Source organism: Burkholderia sp. SIMBA_051 (assembly GCF_046534915.1).
GTDB lineage: Bacteria > Pseudomonadota > Gammaproteobacteria > Burkholderiales > Burkholderiaceae > Burkholderia > Burkholderia ambifaria.
This window is the reverse complement of record NZ_JAWRXS010000019.1, coordinates 52,656-66,326: the sequence shown is the minus strand read 5'-3', so window position 1 is coordinate 66,326 and position 13,671 is coordinate 52,656. Positions and strand designations below refer to the sequence as shown.

Annotated in this window: 14 protein-coding genes, 1 tRNA gene and 1 pseudogene; 12 read left to right on the top strand and 4 right to left on the bottom strand. The window is 64.1% G+C overall.

Translation table 11 applies throughout. From position 1 onward, the window contains the following. Positions 1 to 215 precede the first annotated feature (215 nt). From SB771_RS32650 to SB771_RS32640, 3 genes are all read left to right on the top strand, one after another. Positions 216 to 875, top strand: coding sequence for a HugZ family protein (locus tag SB771_RS32650; protein ID WP_175661394.1), 660 nt, complete (start codon positions 216 to 218; stop codon positions 873 to 875). Positions 876 to 1,230: 355 nt separating this feature from the next. Beyond that, on the top strand, positions 1,231 to 1,524 hold the full coding sequence (locus tag SB771_RS32645) for an H-NS family nucleoid-associated regulatory protein (protein WP_011655705.1): 294 nt from the start codon (positions 1,231 to 1,233) through the stop codon (positions 1,522 to 1,524). A 238-nt stretch (positions 1,525 to 1,762) separates the two neighbouring features. Next, positions 1,763 to 2,920, top strand: coding sequence for a cation diffusion facilitator family transporter (locus SB771_RS32640; RefSeq protein WP_175661395.1), 1,158 nt, complete (start codon positions 1,763 to 1,765; stop codon positions 2,918 to 2,920). Positions 2,921 to 2,947: 27 nt separating this feature from the next. On the opposite strand, the gene SB771_RS32635 is transcribed toward SB771_RS32640, so the two are convergent. From SB771_RS32635 to SB771_RS32625, 3 genes are all read right to left on the bottom strand, one after another. Beyond that, a complete protein-coding gene (locus SB771_RS32635) occupies positions 2,948 to 3,418 on the bottom strand; it encodes an Lrp/AsnC family transcriptional regulator (protein WP_006477376.1) in 471 nt (156 codons plus the stop codon). Positions 3,419 to 3,497: 79 nt separating this feature from the next. Continuing rightward, entirely contained in the window at positions 3,498 to 4,157 is a 660-nt protein-coding gene (locus SB771_RS32630) for an exonuclease (RefSeq protein ID WP_011655707.1), read from the bottom strand. Continuing rightward, complete coding sequence (locus SB771_RS32625) at positions 4,154 to 4,798, bottom strand: MBL fold metallo-hydrolase (protein WP_175661396.1); 645 nt, start codon at positions 4,796 to 4,798, stop codon at positions 4,154 to 4,156. Before SB771_RS32625 ends, SB771_RS32630 begins: the two co-directional genes overlap by 4 nt. Positions 4,799 to 5,456: 658 nt before the next feature. Here SB771_RS32625 and SB771_RS32620 point away from each other — a divergent pair. Then, complete coding sequence (locus SB771_RS32620) at positions 5,457 to 6,068, top strand: septal ring lytic transglycosylase RlpA family protein (RefSeq protein WP_105832027.1); 612 nt, start codon at positions 5,457 to 5,459, stop codon at positions 6,066 to 6,068. 96 nt (positions 6,069 to 6,164) lie between these two features. Here SB771_RS32620 and rsmI read toward each other — a convergent pair whose 3' ends face one another. Further along, the gene (gene rsmI, locus SB771_RS32615; RefSeq protein WP_165750715.1) at positions 6,165 to 7,055 is read right to left on the bottom strand and encodes a 16S rRNA (cytidine(1402)-2'-O)-methyltransferase; all 891 of its coding nucleotides are present in this window, start codon (positions 7,053 to 7,055) and stop codon (positions 6,165 to 6,167) included. Positions 7,056 to 7,101: 46 nt separating this feature from the next. Here rsmI and SB771_RS32610 point away from each other — a divergent pair, with 46 nt between their 5' ends. The 8 genes and pseudogenes from SB771_RS32610 to hsdR all read left to right on the top strand — a co-directional run bounded on the left by SB771_RS32610 (position 7,102) and on the right by hsdR (position 13,656). Beyond that, on the top strand, positions 7,102 to 7,530 hold the full coding sequence (locus SB771_RS32610) for a YraN family protein (RefSeq protein WP_105832029.1): 429 nt from the start codon (positions 7,102 to 7,104) through the stop codon (positions 7,528 to 7,530). A 126-nt stretch (positions 7,531 to 7,656) separates the two neighbouring features. Beyond that, positions 7,657 to 8,241: an SIS domain-containing protein gene (locus tag SB771_RS32605; protein ID WP_105832030.1), complete on the top strand. Its 585-nt coding sequence runs from the start codon at positions 7,657 to 7,659 to the stop codon at positions 8,239 to 8,241. A gap of 17 nt (positions 8,242 to 8,258) precedes the next feature. Further along, positions 8,259 to 9,056: a BON domain-containing protein gene (locus tag SB771_RS32600; protein ID WP_105832061.1), complete on the top strand. Its 798-nt coding sequence runs from the start codon at positions 8,259 to 8,261 to the stop codon at positions 9,054 to 9,056. Beyond that, positions 9,053 to 9,412: a c-type cytochrome gene (locus SB771_RS32595; protein ID WP_105832031.1), complete on the top strand. Its 360-nt coding sequence runs from the start codon at positions 9,053 to 9,055 to the stop codon at positions 9,410 to 9,412. Before SB771_RS32600 ends, SB771_RS32595 begins: the two co-directional genes overlap by 4 nt. Before the next feature lie 66 nt (positions 9,413 to 9,478). Continuing rightward, positions 9,479 to 9,554: transfer RNA gene (locus tag SB771_RS32590), tRNA-Ala, on the top strand. A gap of 176 nt (positions 9,555 to 9,730) precedes the next feature. Next, positions 9,731 to 10,651 (top strand): annotated as a pseudogene (locus tag SB771_RS32585) (tyrosine-type recombinase/integrase). Positions 10,652 to 10,942: 291 nt separating this feature from the next. After that, positions 10,943 to 11,170: a helix-turn-helix domain-containing protein gene (locus SB771_RS32580; RefSeq protein ID WP_175661407.1), complete on the top strand. Its 228-nt coding sequence runs from the start codon at positions 10,943 to 10,945 to the stop codon at positions 11,168 to 11,170. Between the two features lie 53 nt (positions 11,171 to 11,223). After that, entirely contained in the window at positions 11,224 to 13,656 is a 2,433-nt protein-coding gene (hsdR, locus tag SB771_RS32575) for an EcoAI/FtnUII family type I restriction enzme subunit R (protein WP_175661408.1), read from the top strand. The last annotated feature ends 15 nt before the right edge of the window (positions 13,657 to 13,671 follow it).

Below are 13,671 nucleotides of genomic sequence, written 5' to 3'. Positions count from 1 at the left end.
CACCCACGCCACCCACGCCACCCACGCCACCCACGCCACCCACGCCACCCACGCCACCCACGCCACCCACGCCACCCGCATCAGCCATCCGGCCGATGCCCGGGCGGCCGCCGCCGCGGGTAACATCGATGCGCAGGCGGCGTACCCCGAAGCTTGCCCGTGCTGCGCGCCTTCGCCATCCTTGCCGCCCAGTCCTTCCGACCGCAGGAGTCACCGTGAACATCGATCCCGCCCTTGCCCTGCACCTGCTGCACCGCTGCGCGCTGGGCACGCTCGCGACCCACGCGCGCGACCCGCAAGGTTTTCCGTATCCGACGGTCGTGCCGTTCGCACCCGACGCGAATCATCGGCCCGTGATCCTCGTGAGCGGCCTCGCCGAGCACACGCGCAACCTCGCCGCCGATCCGCGCGCGGGCTTTCTCGTCGTCGACGCGCCGGGCGGCGACGTGCTGAACGCCGAGCGCGCGACGCTGCTCGGCCGCTTCGTGCCGCTCGGCGACGATCCGCATGTCGCCGCGCGCTATACGCGCTACGAGCCCGACGCCGCGCGCTATCTCGCGCTCGGCGATTTCGCGTTCTGGGCGCTCGACATCGAGCGGCTGCGCTATATCGGCGGGTTCGGCCGGATGGGCTGGGTGGACGGCACGAGCCTCGACGCACTGCCGCCGCTCGGATTCGACGACGAGCGGGCGTTGTGGGACGCGTACGAATCGAGCGGCGCGCGCCGCGACGGGCTCGACCTGCTCGGCGTCGACCGCCACGGCGCCGACTGGCGCTGCGACGGCCGCCGCGTCCGCACGCCGTTCGATCCGCTGCCGGGCGACGCCGGCGCGCTGCGCGAGCGGTTAATCGCATGCGCGGCGGATGTGACGTGACGCCGCGCATGCCGATTTGTCTGTACGGCGAACCACGCCATACGATTTAACCAAACCTGTCGCGGGATGAAAGGTTTGATTTTCCAGAATGCAGGGTAATTGCGTATGTTGATAGCCCTATTACCGGAATCGGTAATGTCCTAATCTCTATGCAAGCGCATGAAAATTTGAGAAAAGGCCGTTGCCGGTCAAAATGACATGCGTGAATTACAATTGGTCTCGGGATTTCCATGAATCCCGCTTCTATCAAATCTTTTTTGTGCTAATCTCTGCCTTCGAAAATCCGAGGCACAAATATTCCATGAATGGTGAGCTGGCTGAGACCGGCGCCATTGATCATATAGAAAGGGAAACTATGTCTTCTTACAAGGACCTGCTGGCCCAGCGGGAAAAGCTGGAGAAGCAAATCGAAGAAGCGAAGTCGCGCGAATACGCCGAAGTGCTGAATGACGTGAAGCAGAAAATTGCCGACTACGGCTTTTCGCTCGCCGAACTCGGCCTCAACCGCGCGAAGGCAGGCAAGGTGGGTCGCCCGCGCGCAGGCGTGGCCGCCAAGTACCGCGATCCTGAAACGGGCGCGACGTGGTCGGGCCGCGGCAAGCCGCCGCGCTGGATCGCCGGCAAGAACCGCGAACAGTTCACGATTTAAACATCTGTTTAAGTCGTCGCCTCAAAAAGAGCCGCGTGTCCGTCGAGGAGCGCGGCTTTTTGCATTGTGGCATCCGAGTGGTTGCGCGATTGTCATGAAAATGTCAGAAAGCGTGCGTGAATGAAAATGCGACCCGTTCGCATAAGCGGTTGATTTAAATGGAAAATTTCGTGTTACTCGAATGCCTCGCGGCCGCCGTTTGATAGAATTCCATATCCCAACCGATATCTCGTATTTCATGTCCACGTTTTCTGGCGACGCGCAAAGCGCGGATAAGCACACGGTGGCGCGCAAGAGCACCCTCGTCAGTATCGTGCTGAATGTGGTGCTTGCGACGTTTCAGATCGCCGTGGGTGTGGTTGCGCATTCGCAGGCATTGATTGCCGATGGCGTCCATTCGATTTCCGATTTGATCTCGGATTTTGTCGTACTGGTTGCGAATCGCCATAGTGGTGCATCGCCGGATGCCGATCACAATTACGGACACAGCCGCTACGAGACGGTCGCATCGCTGTTCCTCGGCGCGATCCTGATCGCGGTCGGTATCGGCATGCTCTGGCGCGCAGGCAACCGTCTCGTGAACCTCGAGAACATCCCGGCCGTCCATTTCTCCGCACTGATCGTCGCGCTGACCGTGCTCGTGTCGAAAGAGGCGCTGTTCCGCTACATGCTGCGCGAGGCGCGGCGCGTGCGGTCGGCGATGCTCGTCGCGAACGCGTGGCATGCGCGCTCGGACGCCGCATCGTCGCTCGTCGTCGCGATCGGCATCGTCGGCAGCCTCGCCGGCGTACGCCTGCTCGACCCGATCGCTGCCGCGATCGTCGGCTTCATGGTCGCGCGCATGGGCTGGACGTTCGGCTATGACGCGTTGCAGGACCTGTCGGATCGCGCGCTCGACACGTCCGCGTCGGCCGAGATCCGCGCGCTGCTCGTGGCCACGCCGGGCGTGCGCGACGTGCACGAGCTGCGCACGCGCAAGATGGGCGATGCGGCGCTCGTCGACGCGCACATCCTCGTCGATCCGATGATCTCCGTATCCGAAGGGCACTACATCGCGGAAACCGCGCGTGCGCGCGTGCTGCGCGACCCGCGCGTGCTCGACGCGCTGATCCACGTCGACCCCGAGAACGACGTGGCGCGCCGTCCGGCGCTCGCGTTGCCGCCGCGCGCCGAGATCGCGGCACGGCTCGAGGCCGCGCTCGCGCAGCGCGGGCTGCATCCGGCCGCGATCAACCTGCACTACCTGAGTACGGGGCTCGAGATCGACGTGACGCTGGACGCCGGCGCGGGCGACACCGACGCGGCGCTGGCCGGCCGGCTCGATGTCGACACGCTCAAGCGCCAGTTCGGCGCGCGCCGGATCGGATTCACGCGCGGGCTGCCCGCGCAGCCGTGAGCGGCGCAGGCGGCCGCGGGCCGCGCGTTACAGCGGCAACTGCGTGTCGAACTTGATTTCGCGCAGCACGACGCTCGTGCGCACCTGCGACACGGCCGGAATCTTGAAGATCCGTTCGTGCAGGAAGACGTCGTAGGCCTTGATGTCGGGCGCGACGATCTTGAGGATGTAATCGGCTTCGCCCGTCGTGCTGTAGCACTCGGTGACTTCAGGGCAGGTCGCGATTTCGCGCTCGAACTGCTCGACGCCGCCTTCGTTGTGGCGGGTCAGGTGCACGTGCGCGAGCGCGCACACGTGCAGGCCGAGCTTCTCGCGATCGAGCAGCGCGGTGTAGCGCTGGATCACGCCGGACTGTTCCATGTCCTTGATGCGGCGCCAGCACGGTGTGCTCGACAGGCCGACCTGGTCGGAGATTTCCTGTACGGAACGGCGCGCGTCGAGCTGCAACAGGCGAAGGATTTTTTGCGAAAAGGAATCGAGCGTCACCTGCGCCTCCATGCGGCAGCTACAACATGCTCAATGTTAGAGGGCCGGGAAAGGAAAGGCAATCTGGCGGCGTGCCGGTGAGCGGGATTCTCTAATTTGCGCGCGGATCCGTGGGATTTTGTCCCGCCCCCGCCTGTTCCGACCGGTCGGTATCGGACACCGCGAGGCCTGCGAGCGCTGCCTGCTGACGGCGCAGGTCGGCGAGCATGTTGCAGAACAGCGTGCCTTGCTCGATCGCGTCGTCGAGCGCGACGTGCGTGTGCGGATGATCGTCGAACCAGTGCTTCGGAAAGCGCGGCTTGATCGCCTTGCGGTACGGCAGGCCCGTCATCGCGAACGCGAGCGTCTTGATGTCGAGCGCCGACCACGAGAACGGGCAGCGTCCGGTGAAGCGCATCATGTACCAGAACATGAACGTGAAATCGAAGCCGGCCGGCATCGCGACGAACACCGGCTTGCCCGGCAGCGCCTCGACCCACTCGACGTACGCGACGAGCGCGGCCTCGGGCGCCTGCAGGTCGCGCCGGCACGCGGCCCACGCTTGCGGTTCGGTCTTCCACCACGCTTCCTGCACCGGATGGGCGTGAGCGCCGGGCAGCGTCTCGAGGTTCGCGGAGAACGTCGCGATCAGCTGCTTGTCCTCGGTATAGGCGGCCGATGCGAAGCTCAGCATCGAGTGCGGGCCGGGAATCGGGCCGTCGGCCTCGACGTCGGTGCTGACGTAGATTTCGGGAATGGCGGTCTGGTTCATCCGAACACCTTGTCGGACACGAACGGATTCGTGCGGCGCTCGTCGCCGAAGGTCGACACCGGGCCGTGGCCTGGGACGAACGTGACGTCGTCGCCGAGCGGCCACAGCTTCTCCTTGATCGAGCGCACGAGATCCGCATGGTTGCCGCGCGGGAAATCGGTGCGGCCGATCGAGCCGGCGAACAGCACGTCGCCGACGATCGCGACGCGATGCGCGCGGCTGAAGAACACGACGTGGCCGGGCGTGTGGCCCGGGCAGTGATAGACCTCGAGCGTCTCGTCGCCGACCTGCACGGTGTCGCCGTCGTTCAGCCAGTGGTCCGGCTCGAACGTTTCGGCGGCCGGGAAGCCGAAGCGCTGGCTCTGCGTCGGCAGCTGCTCGATCCAGAAGCGCTCGTCTTCCTGCGGCCCGACGATCGGCACGCCGTAGTGCGTCGCGAGCGCCTTCGCGCCGCCGCAGTGATCGATGTGGCCGTGCGTGAGCAGCACCTTCTCGAGCTGCACGTTCTGCCGCGCGATCTCCTCTTCGATCCGTTCGAGATCGCCGCCCGGATCGATGACGGCGGCGCGGCCGGTCTTTTCGCAGACGACCAGCGAGCAGTTCTGCTGGAACGGCGTGACCGGAATGAGCGTGACTTTCATGGAGGCACCGGCGGCTAAAAGGAGCGATTGTACCGGTCGCGCGCGCGGCCCGCCGCTCGTGCGGTGCAGCGTCGGACGCACGCGTGCGGGCAATCCCGGAGCATCCCGATTGTTGCCGCCATAGAGAGAATCAATGGTCCGGGCGGGCGCCTTTTCGAGATGACGTTTTGATTTATGTATAATGCCGCCCATTGCGCGTGAATTTCACGCAATTCGCTGGTGTTTCGACCCCGTTAAATGAGGGCATCGAATTCACCGTCAAGCATCGACCGCCGGGGAGTCCGGCGGTGTATCCAGCACCGGGCATTCGGTGCTCACGTCTTGTCCGGCCGGGTGCTGCGCGCCCGTCTGCGGCCCTGCTGCCGCGCCGCCGGATGAGGCCTGTGCCGCCGTTCCTGTGCGTTGGCTGTACGCGACGCGCGCGAACGTGAAAGCCATGTTCGATGGCGGCATGTGGGGTCTGGTCAGGCTGCCGGGGACAGGTTGCGCCAGACGTGAAAACTAATCAGGACGGTTGCGGCACAGACGAAAGCCGCGCCCATGCTAGCCGCCTGCTCGCATCCGAGCGGGGCGTGCCCGCATTTGCCGTCCGGGCCGTGTATCCGCGTTGTTGAGCAGCGTTGTATCGGTGCGGCCCGAACCACAAGGCGACACGTCGATGAATTTACGTTTTCCGACTCGATTCGGGACCATTGCATTATTTTTCGCGCTGACGGGCTGTGCGGTGCCATCCAGCCAGACGACCAGCAGCATCAACCAGAAGAGCGCGGTCAGCAAGACGGCCGCGGCCGCCAAGGCGGACGACGACAAGCAGCAACTGAGTTTCGATTCCGCGCTGGCGTCGATGCCGGCTGCCGACAGCAAGGACGCGAAGAAGTCGTCGCTGGCGGACGCCGAGCCGATCGACGGCAAGGACGTGTCCGACTTCCGCCAGACGGGCCGGGCATCGTGGTATGGCCGGGATTTCCACGGCCGGCGCACCGCGAACGGCGAGCGCTTCAACATGAACGCGCTGACCGCCGCGCACCGCACGCTGCCGCTGTCCTCGTACATCAAGGTGACGAATTCGTCGACCGGCAAGTGGGTCGTCGTGAAGGTCAACGATCGCGGGCCGTACAAGCGCGGCCGCGTGCTCGACCTGTCGTATGCCGCTGCCAGGATGATCGGTCTCGTGCACTCCGGCACGGGTCGCGTGAAGATCGAAGGGCTGTCGCCGCAGGAAGCACGTGAAGCACGCGACGAAATGCTCGCGTCGCTATCGACGAAGTAACGCGGCGGTTCGTCCGCTGATGCAAAAAGGGCTGCCTTCGGGCAGCCCTTTTGCGTTTTCGCGGGTCGGGCGGCGCGTGCCGCCCGCGCTCGCCCGTCAGTCTTCGTTCGAGCCTTCCTTCAGCACGAGCGCGCGCGCATACAGCGTGTTGCGCGACGCGCCCGTCAGCGCGGCCGCGAGCTTCGCCGCGCTCTTCACCGGCACTTCTTCCAGCAGCAGCTTGAGCAGCGCGTCGTGCGCGGTGTCGTCGGCTTCGCCGCTGTCGGCCGGCGCGCCTTCGACGACCAGCACGAACTCGCCGCGCTGCCGGTTCGCATCGCCGTCGAGCCAGCTCTGTCCTTCGGCCAGGGTGCCCTGGAACAGTTGCTCGTGTAGCTTGGTGAGCTCGCGTGCGATCAGCAGCCGGCGCGCGGGGCCGAACGCGTCGGCGAGGGCGGCGACGGTGTCGGCGATCCGGTGCGGCGCTTCATAGAACACCAGCGCGTACGGGTGCCGCGCGAGCGCCTGCAGCGCGTTCGCACGCTGCTTCGCCTTCGGCGGCAGGAAGCCCGCGAACGTGAACGCGCCGGCCCAGTCGCCCGCGACGCTCAGCGCGGTCACGGCCGCGCTCGCGCCCGGCAGCGGAATCACCGGGAAGCCGGCCGCGCGCACGGCGTCGACGAGCCGCGCGCCCGGGTCCGAAATGCCGGGCGTGCCGGCGTCCGACACGTACGCGACGCGTTCGCCGGCGCGCAGCAGTTCGATCACGCGCAGCGCCGCTTCGCGTTCGTTGTGCTCGTGCACGGCGACGAGCGGTTTCGAGATGCCGTAGCGGGCCAGCAGCTGGCCCGTGTTGCGGGTGTCTTCGGCCGCGATGCGGTCGGCGAGGCCGAGCACGTGCAGCGCGCGCAGCGTGATGTCGGCGGTGTTGCCGATCGGCGTCGCGACCACGTAGAGCGCGGCGTCCGGGTAGTGCTGCGTTTGCGCGAGTTCGAGGAGGGCAGTCATGGCAGGCAATGCGCGCAATCGCGGCGCAAGCGGAACAAGGACGGCATTGTGCCACGCGGCGCCGGCCGCGCCGGGTAGCGGGCACGGTTTGTCGCCCGGCGGCGGCAACTTTTCCGGCGCGGCGGGATCCAGATCGGTGGGCGCGACGTTCGAGCAGCGTGCGCGGCAGTTCCTCGAACGCCGCGGTCTCGCGTTCGTCGCGGCCAACGTGACGATGCGCGGCGGCGAGCTCGATCTCGTGATGCGCACGCCCGACGGCACGCTCGTGTTCGTCGAGGTGCGCGCGCGGCGCAGCACTCGGCACGGCGGCGCGGCCGCGAGCGTCGGCTGGCGCAAGCGGCGTCGTCTGGTCAAGGCCGCGCTTCATTTCTGGGTGCGGCACGGCAAGGGCGCCGCGTGCCGGTTCGACGTCGTCGCGTTCGAGGCCGGCCGGCTCGAGTGGCTGCATGACGCATTTCGTGCCGACGATGTGTAGCCGCGAGCTGTGACGAGATGTAAAGAGTTCTTGCCATACCGCTGGAGACGGTGCCGGAGTGCGGTAAACTCGCCGCACCCATGACGTTGCGTGCTGCGTGCCACGCGCCCAGTTCACCAGGAATCGATGTCAGTCGAACGTATTCAGCAACATTTTCGCGACAGCGCCGCGCTTCACGCCGAAGCGGCCGATGCGCTGTCGCTGCCGATCGCAGCCGCGGTCGACGCGATGTTCGCCGCGCTGGCGAACGGCAACAAGATCGTTGCATGCGGTGACGGCCTGTCGGCCGCCGCCGCGCACTACCTCGCCGTGTCGCTCGTCGGCGGCTTCGAGCGCGAGCGTCCGGGCCTGCCGGCGATCGCGCTGGCCACCGATGCGTCGCAGGGCGGCCTCACCGGCGCAGCCGCTGCCGATCAGCTGTTCGCGCAGCAGGTGCGCGTGCTCGGGCAGACCGGCGACATCCTGCTGGTGCTCGACGCGAGCGGCGCGTCGCCGCGCGTGCTTGCCGCGATCGACGAGGCGCACGAGCGCGAGATGACCGTCGTCGCGCTGACGGGCGGTGACGGCCACGCTGTCGCGGCCGCGCTGTCCGATACCGATATTCCAATCAGCGTGCCCGCCTCGCGTGCGGCGCACGTCCACGAAGTCCATCTGCTGACCATCCACTGCCTGTGCGACGGCATCGACGCGATGCTGCTGGGTGAGGATTGAACGAAGGAGAGCCGTCGATGAATCAAAGCCGCGTCAAACAGACGCTCGTCAGAACCACGTTGCTCGCCGCGCTGACGGCGGGCCTCGCGATGTCGCTGCAGGGCTGCGTGCTCGGCGTGCTGGGTGCGGCGGCCGGCGGCGGCGCGCTGATCGCGACCGATCGCCGTACGCTCGGCGCGCAGACCGAGGATCGCGAGATCCAGGTCAAGTCGCTCACGCAGATCAACAACGGGCTGCCGGACCAGTCGCACGTGAACGTCACGGTGTTCAACCGCCGCGTGCTGCTGACGGGTGAAGTGCCGAACGACGCATCGAAGCAGCGCGCCGAGGAAATCGTGCGCGGCATCAACAACGTGAGCGCGATCGTCAACGAGCTGTCGGTCGAGCCGGCATCGTCGCTGTCGTCGCGCGCGAACGACTCGTACCTCGAAGGGCGCGTGAAGTCCGAGTTGATCGCGACGAAGGGGCTGTCGGCGAACTACTACAAGGTCGTCAGCGAGCGCGGCAACATCTACCTGCTGGGTCTCGTGACGGTCGACGAAGGCAACCGCGGCGCGGCTGCGGCGAGCCAGGTGCCGGGCGTCGAGAAGGTCGTGAAGGTGTTCCAGTACATCAAGCCGCAGGACGCGCAGGCGTTGCAGGCTGCGTCGCCGAGCACTGCGTCCGACGCGCAGGCCGCCGCGGCGCCCGCGGATGCCGCGACGGTCGGTGCGGTGCCCGATGCATCGGTGCAGTCCGCCCCGCTGCAACCGCCCGCGCCGATCTCGAATTCGTCGAGCGTGCATCCGGGCAACCCGAAGGCAACGCCGCAATGAAGTCGATGCAAATCAGAATCAGGCAGTGGTTCGTGCAGGGCGCCGCGGCCGCGGCGCTCGCAACTGGTGCGCTCGGCACCGCGCACGCGGACGTCGGCGACGGCCTGAAGGTCGCGCGCAGCAATGCGTGCATGGGCTGCCACGCGGTGGACCGCAAGCTCGTCGGCCCGTCGTTCAAGGACATCGCCGCCCGCTACAAGTCCGATCCGCAGGCCGTTGCGAAGCTGTCGAAGAAGGTGAAGGACGGCGGCTCCGGCGTCTGGGGCGCGATTCCGATGCCGGCGCACCCGCGCCTGAGCGACGCGGATCTGCGTTCCGTGGTCGAATGGGTGCTGGCCGGCGCGCCGTCGAAGTGACGCGCCGGGGGTGACGCAAGCCCTGTTGCCAAGCGCGGAAATGCATGTGTATGATGGTTGTCTGTTGGGGCGGTAGCTCAGCTGGGAGAGCGTCGCGTTCGCAATGCGAAGGTCGGGAGTTCGATCCTCCTCCGCTCCACCAATAACATTTTTCGCGGTCATCCGACTGTATCCTGAAACCCCGCAGCCAGTAAGGCTCGCGGGGTTTTTTGTCGCCTATACTATCCTTTGTCATCCGTTTAAATCCTGGTGTAGACGGGGGCAACATTAGGGATAACTCACCTGCCCCCGCCAGCACTTGCCCCCAGGAGGTGCTGTATGGCCCTCACCGACGTCAAAATCAAGAGCGCAAGGCCGGGCGAAAAACCGATTCGTCTGTTCGATGGCGGTGGTCTCTATCTTGAGATCGCCACGGCCGGAGGCAAGTGGTGGCGTTGAAGTACCGATTCGGCGGGAAGGAAAAGCGTATCTCCCTAGGCGTTTACCCCGAAGTCGGTTTGAAAGATGCCCGGGAGCGTCGGGACGCTGCCAGGAAACAGTTGGCGAACGGTGTAGATCCGGGCGACGCCAAGAAGGCCCAGAAATCAGCAACCCTGGAGCGGACGGCCAATTCGTTCGAAGTGATTGCCCGCGAGTGGTTTGCCCGATACGCGCCCGGCTGGGCCACGAGCCATGCCGACAAGATCATTCAACGACTTGAACGGGACGTCTTCCCCTGGCTCGGTAAGCACCCTGTTGCCGAAGTCACCGCCCCTCAACTGTTGACGGTGCTGCGCCGGATCGAGGAGCGCGGCGCACACGATACGGCTCATAGGGCGCTGCAGAACTGCGGACAGATATTCCGGTACGCCGTTATCCAAGCAAGCCGTGGCGATTCTGCGCGAGCTGCGCGAGCTTACAGGGCAGCGCCAACATGTCTTTCCAGGACGAGATCTCCGGAAGCCCATGAGCGAGGCCGCGATCAATGCTGCGTTGCGACGAATGGGGTTCGACACGAAGACGGAGATTACGGGGCACGGTTTCCGGGCAATGGCGCGCACCATCCTCCACGAGGAGTTGCACGTCAAGCCCGAAGTGATCGAGCACCAGTTGGCCCACCGCGTACCCGACAACCTTGGCACCGCCTACAATCGAACGAAGTTCCTCAGCGAGCGCCGGATGATGATGCAAGAATGGGCGGACTATCTGGACCGCGCAAAACAAGGGGCGCAAGTAATCCCTCTTCCCTTGCAAGGTTGAGCTCTGAGAGCACGATCGGCCCCGAATCGCGATGGGTTCATGATCGTCGAGTGCAATGGAGCGGGAGGCCGCGCGCGGTTGCAATCAATTGCAGCCTTGCCGACGTCGGGCAATGTTCGGCCATGAACGGTTGTTGGCTTCGAGCTATCGCATAGACGTTCCTGTCATTTTCCACCTTCGAACCGGCCGGTCAGGGGCCACATCCGTGCACTATGGTAAACTTGATAATAGAAATCATCACCTAGTTGACGGTTTCGTGGCCCTTTTGATCTCATTGCTACTGGTGCGTAAGTGATTCGAATTCATCTGTCGCGCCTGATGGGCGAGAACAAGGAAAAGATCGTCGACTTGCTTCGTGCAACGGGCTTGTCGCGTAATACGGTCACAGGTCTCTATCGCGAGACCTCGGCGCGCATTGATCTTGAGACTCTCAATGCCATCTGTCGGCACTACCAGTGCAACGTCGCCGATCTTCTGGAATACGCACCGGATGAGGACACCACCGCGGCAAGTGATTGATCGAGGCATTTTTTAGGCAAGGGGAGTCAGCGGCAGAACGAGGGGAGAACCGGGTGGATAAGCACGAACTAAGCGAACGAGATATCTGCACCAAGTTCATTACCCCTGCCATTCGGGCGGCCGGGTGGCAACAGGACCAGTTCCGTGAGGAGGTGAAACTCACGGATGGCCGCGTGATGGTGCGCGGCAAGCTTGCTGCACGCGTCAAAAACCCTGACGCCAAAGGCGGCCCCAAGCGCGCTGATTTCGTTCTCTACGCCCGACCCAATGTCCCCATTGCGATTGTTGAAGCCAAGCAGGCCAAATTTTCTTTGGGGCATGGCATGCAACAAGCCTTGGCCTATGCCGAGATGTTGGATGCACCCTTTGCCATTAGCAGCAATGGCGATGGCTTCCTTCTACATGACCGCACAGGCCTGACGCAACCCGCCGAGCGCGAACTCTCGCTCGCCGAATTTCCGTCGCTGGATGACTTGTGGCCGCTTTACCAGCAGTGGAAAGGCCTTGCCGAAGCCGCCGCCGTCAAGCTGGTCGAACAGCCTTTCTACACCGATGGCAGCGGCAAGGAGCCACGCTACTACCAGCGTGTCGCCATCAACCGCGCCATCGAAGCCATTGCCAAAGGCCAGCAACGGGTGCTGCTGGTCATGGCCACCGGCACGGGCAAAACTTACACCGCCTTCCAGATTATCTGGCGGCTGTGGAAGGCCAAGGCTAAGAAGCGCATCCTGTTCTTGGCTGATCGCAACATCCTTGTCGACCAGACCATGCAGCAGGACTTCGCCCCGTTTGGCGAGGTGATGCACAAGGTCACCAATCGCGAGGTCAAGAAGAACTACGAGATCTATCTGGCGCTCTACCAAGCCGTGACGGGCAGTGAGGACTGGAAGCAGATCTACCGCCAATTCCCGGCGGACTTTTTCGAGCTAGTGGTGATCGATGAATGCCACCGCGGCAGTGCCGCCGATGATTCCGCCTGGCGCGACGTGCTCGACTATTTCAGCAGCGCCACTCACCTCGGCTTGACCGCTACGCCCAAGGAAACCAAGGAGGCCAGCAACAGCACCTACTTTGGTGACCCAGTCTATACATACTCGCTCAAGCAGGGTATTGAGGATGGCTTTCTTGCACCCTACAAGGTCATCCGCATTGCCACCGATGTCGATGCAGTGGGCTACACGCCTGAAAAGGGTAAGGTTGATAAGCTCGGCCAGACAGTCGAACAACGCCTCTACAACACCAAGGACTTCGACCGCAATCTGGTACTGGTAAAGCGCACCCGCTTGGTGGCCAGCAAGGTCTGGGAATACCTAAGAGCTACAGATCCGATGGCAAAGACCATCGTCTTTTGCGGTGACCAGGACCACGCCGAGCGCATGCGTCAGGAGCTGGTGAAGGTCATTCCAGCTGCGACCAGCAACCGACGCTACGTGATGCGCATCACCGGTGACGACAACGAAGGCAAGGCCCAGCTCTCCTACTTCATCGACAACGACGAGCCTTATCCGGTCATTGCCACTACGTCCAAGCTGCTCACTACTGGGGTGGATGCCAAGACCTGCAAGCTCATCGTGCTGGACCAAAATATCAACTCGATGACTGAGTTCAAGCAGATCATCGGACGCGGCACACGCCTGCGCGAGGATTATCAGAAACTCTACTTCACCATCATGGATTTCAAGGGCGCCACGCGCTTGTTCGCCGACCCAGACTTTGACGGCGAACCGGTGGTGATTTATGAACCCAAGCCCGATGACCCTGTGGTGCCGCCGGAAGCCATTGACGCGTCCGGCACAGGCGAACGTGAGCCGCCGCCCTTTAGCTCCGATACGACGGACGGCGATGACACACTATTCGGTGGCACTACCGGTGGTGGCGGAGAAGGTCGGGTTAAGTACGTGCTCGACGACGTGAACGTACGTGTCGCCGTCGAGCGTTCGCAGTATCTCGGTGCCGACGGTAAGCTCATCACCGAGGATTACCGCGTCCTGTTAAAGGACGGTATCAAGAAGGCCTTGCAAGCCGAGTTTGGCAGCCTCACCGATTTCCTGCGCCGCTGGAACAGCGCCGAGCGCAAGCAGGTCGTGCTGGAAGAATTGGCCGACCACGGCGTGCCGCTGGACGTCCTGCAACAGGCCGTGCCCAACGGCCCCGAGCTCGACTTCTTCGATCTAGTCGCCCACGTCGCCTTCGACCAGAAGCCGCTGACCCGTCGCGAGCGCGCCAACAACGTCAAGAAGCGCGATGTGTTTGGCCAGTATGGCGAACAAGCCCGCGCCGTGCTCGAAGCCCTGCTCGACAAATTTGCCGACCACGGCGTACAGGACATCGAAGACGCCAAGGTGCTGGAATTACCGCCTTTCGATCAGTTCGGCAGCAAGACGCAGATCCGGCGAGGCATTTTCGGCAGCGTCGAACAATACACCCAGGCCGTACAGACTCTCGAACAAGCGCTGTACGACCAGAGCGAACGGAAACAGGCCTGACCTATTTCAGGCCTC

Excerpts from the sequence above, each read along its gene's own strand:
- SB771_RS32635 (WP_006477376.1), bottom strand. The coding sequence starts at position 3,418 with ATGGAGGCGCAGGTGACGCTCGATTCCTTTTCGCAAAAAATCCTTCGC.
- SB771_RS32605 (WP_105832030.1), top strand. The coding sequence starts at position 7,657 with ATGTCAGTCGAACGTATTCAGCAACATTTTCGCGACAGCGCCGCGCTT.
- SB771_RS32595 (WP_105832031.1), top strand. The coding sequence starts at position 9,053 with ATGAAGTCGATGCAAATCAGAATCAGGCAGTGGTTCGTGCAGGGCGCC.
- SB771_RS32645 (WP_011655705.1), top strand. The coding sequence starts at position 1,231 with ATGTCTTCTTACAAGGACCTGCTGGCCCAGCGGGAAAAGCTGGAGAAG.
- SB771_RS32640 (WP_175661395.1), top strand. The coding sequence starts at position 1,763 with ATGTCCACGTTTTCTGGCGACGCGCAAAGCGCGGATAAGCACACGGTG.
- SB771_RS32600 (WP_105832061.1), top strand. The coding sequence starts at position 8,259 with ATGAATCAAAGCCGCGTCAAACAGACGCTCGTCAGAACCACGTTGCTC.
- rsmI (WP_165750715.1), bottom strand. The coding sequence starts at position 7,055 with ATGACTGCCCTCCTCGAACTCGCGCAAACGCAGCACTACCCGGACGCC.
- SB771_RS32625 (WP_175661396.1), bottom strand. The coding sequence starts at position 4,798 with ATGAAAGTCACGCTCATTCCGGTCACGCCGTTCCAGCAGAACTGCTCG.
- SB771_RS32620 (WP_105832027.1), top strand. The coding sequence starts at position 5,457 with ATGAATTTACGTTTTCCGACTCGATTCGGGACCATTGCATTATTTTTC.
- SB771_RS32630 (WP_011655707.1), bottom strand. The coding sequence starts at position 4,157 with ATGAACCAGACCGCCATTCCCGAAATCTACGTCAGCACCGACGTCGAG.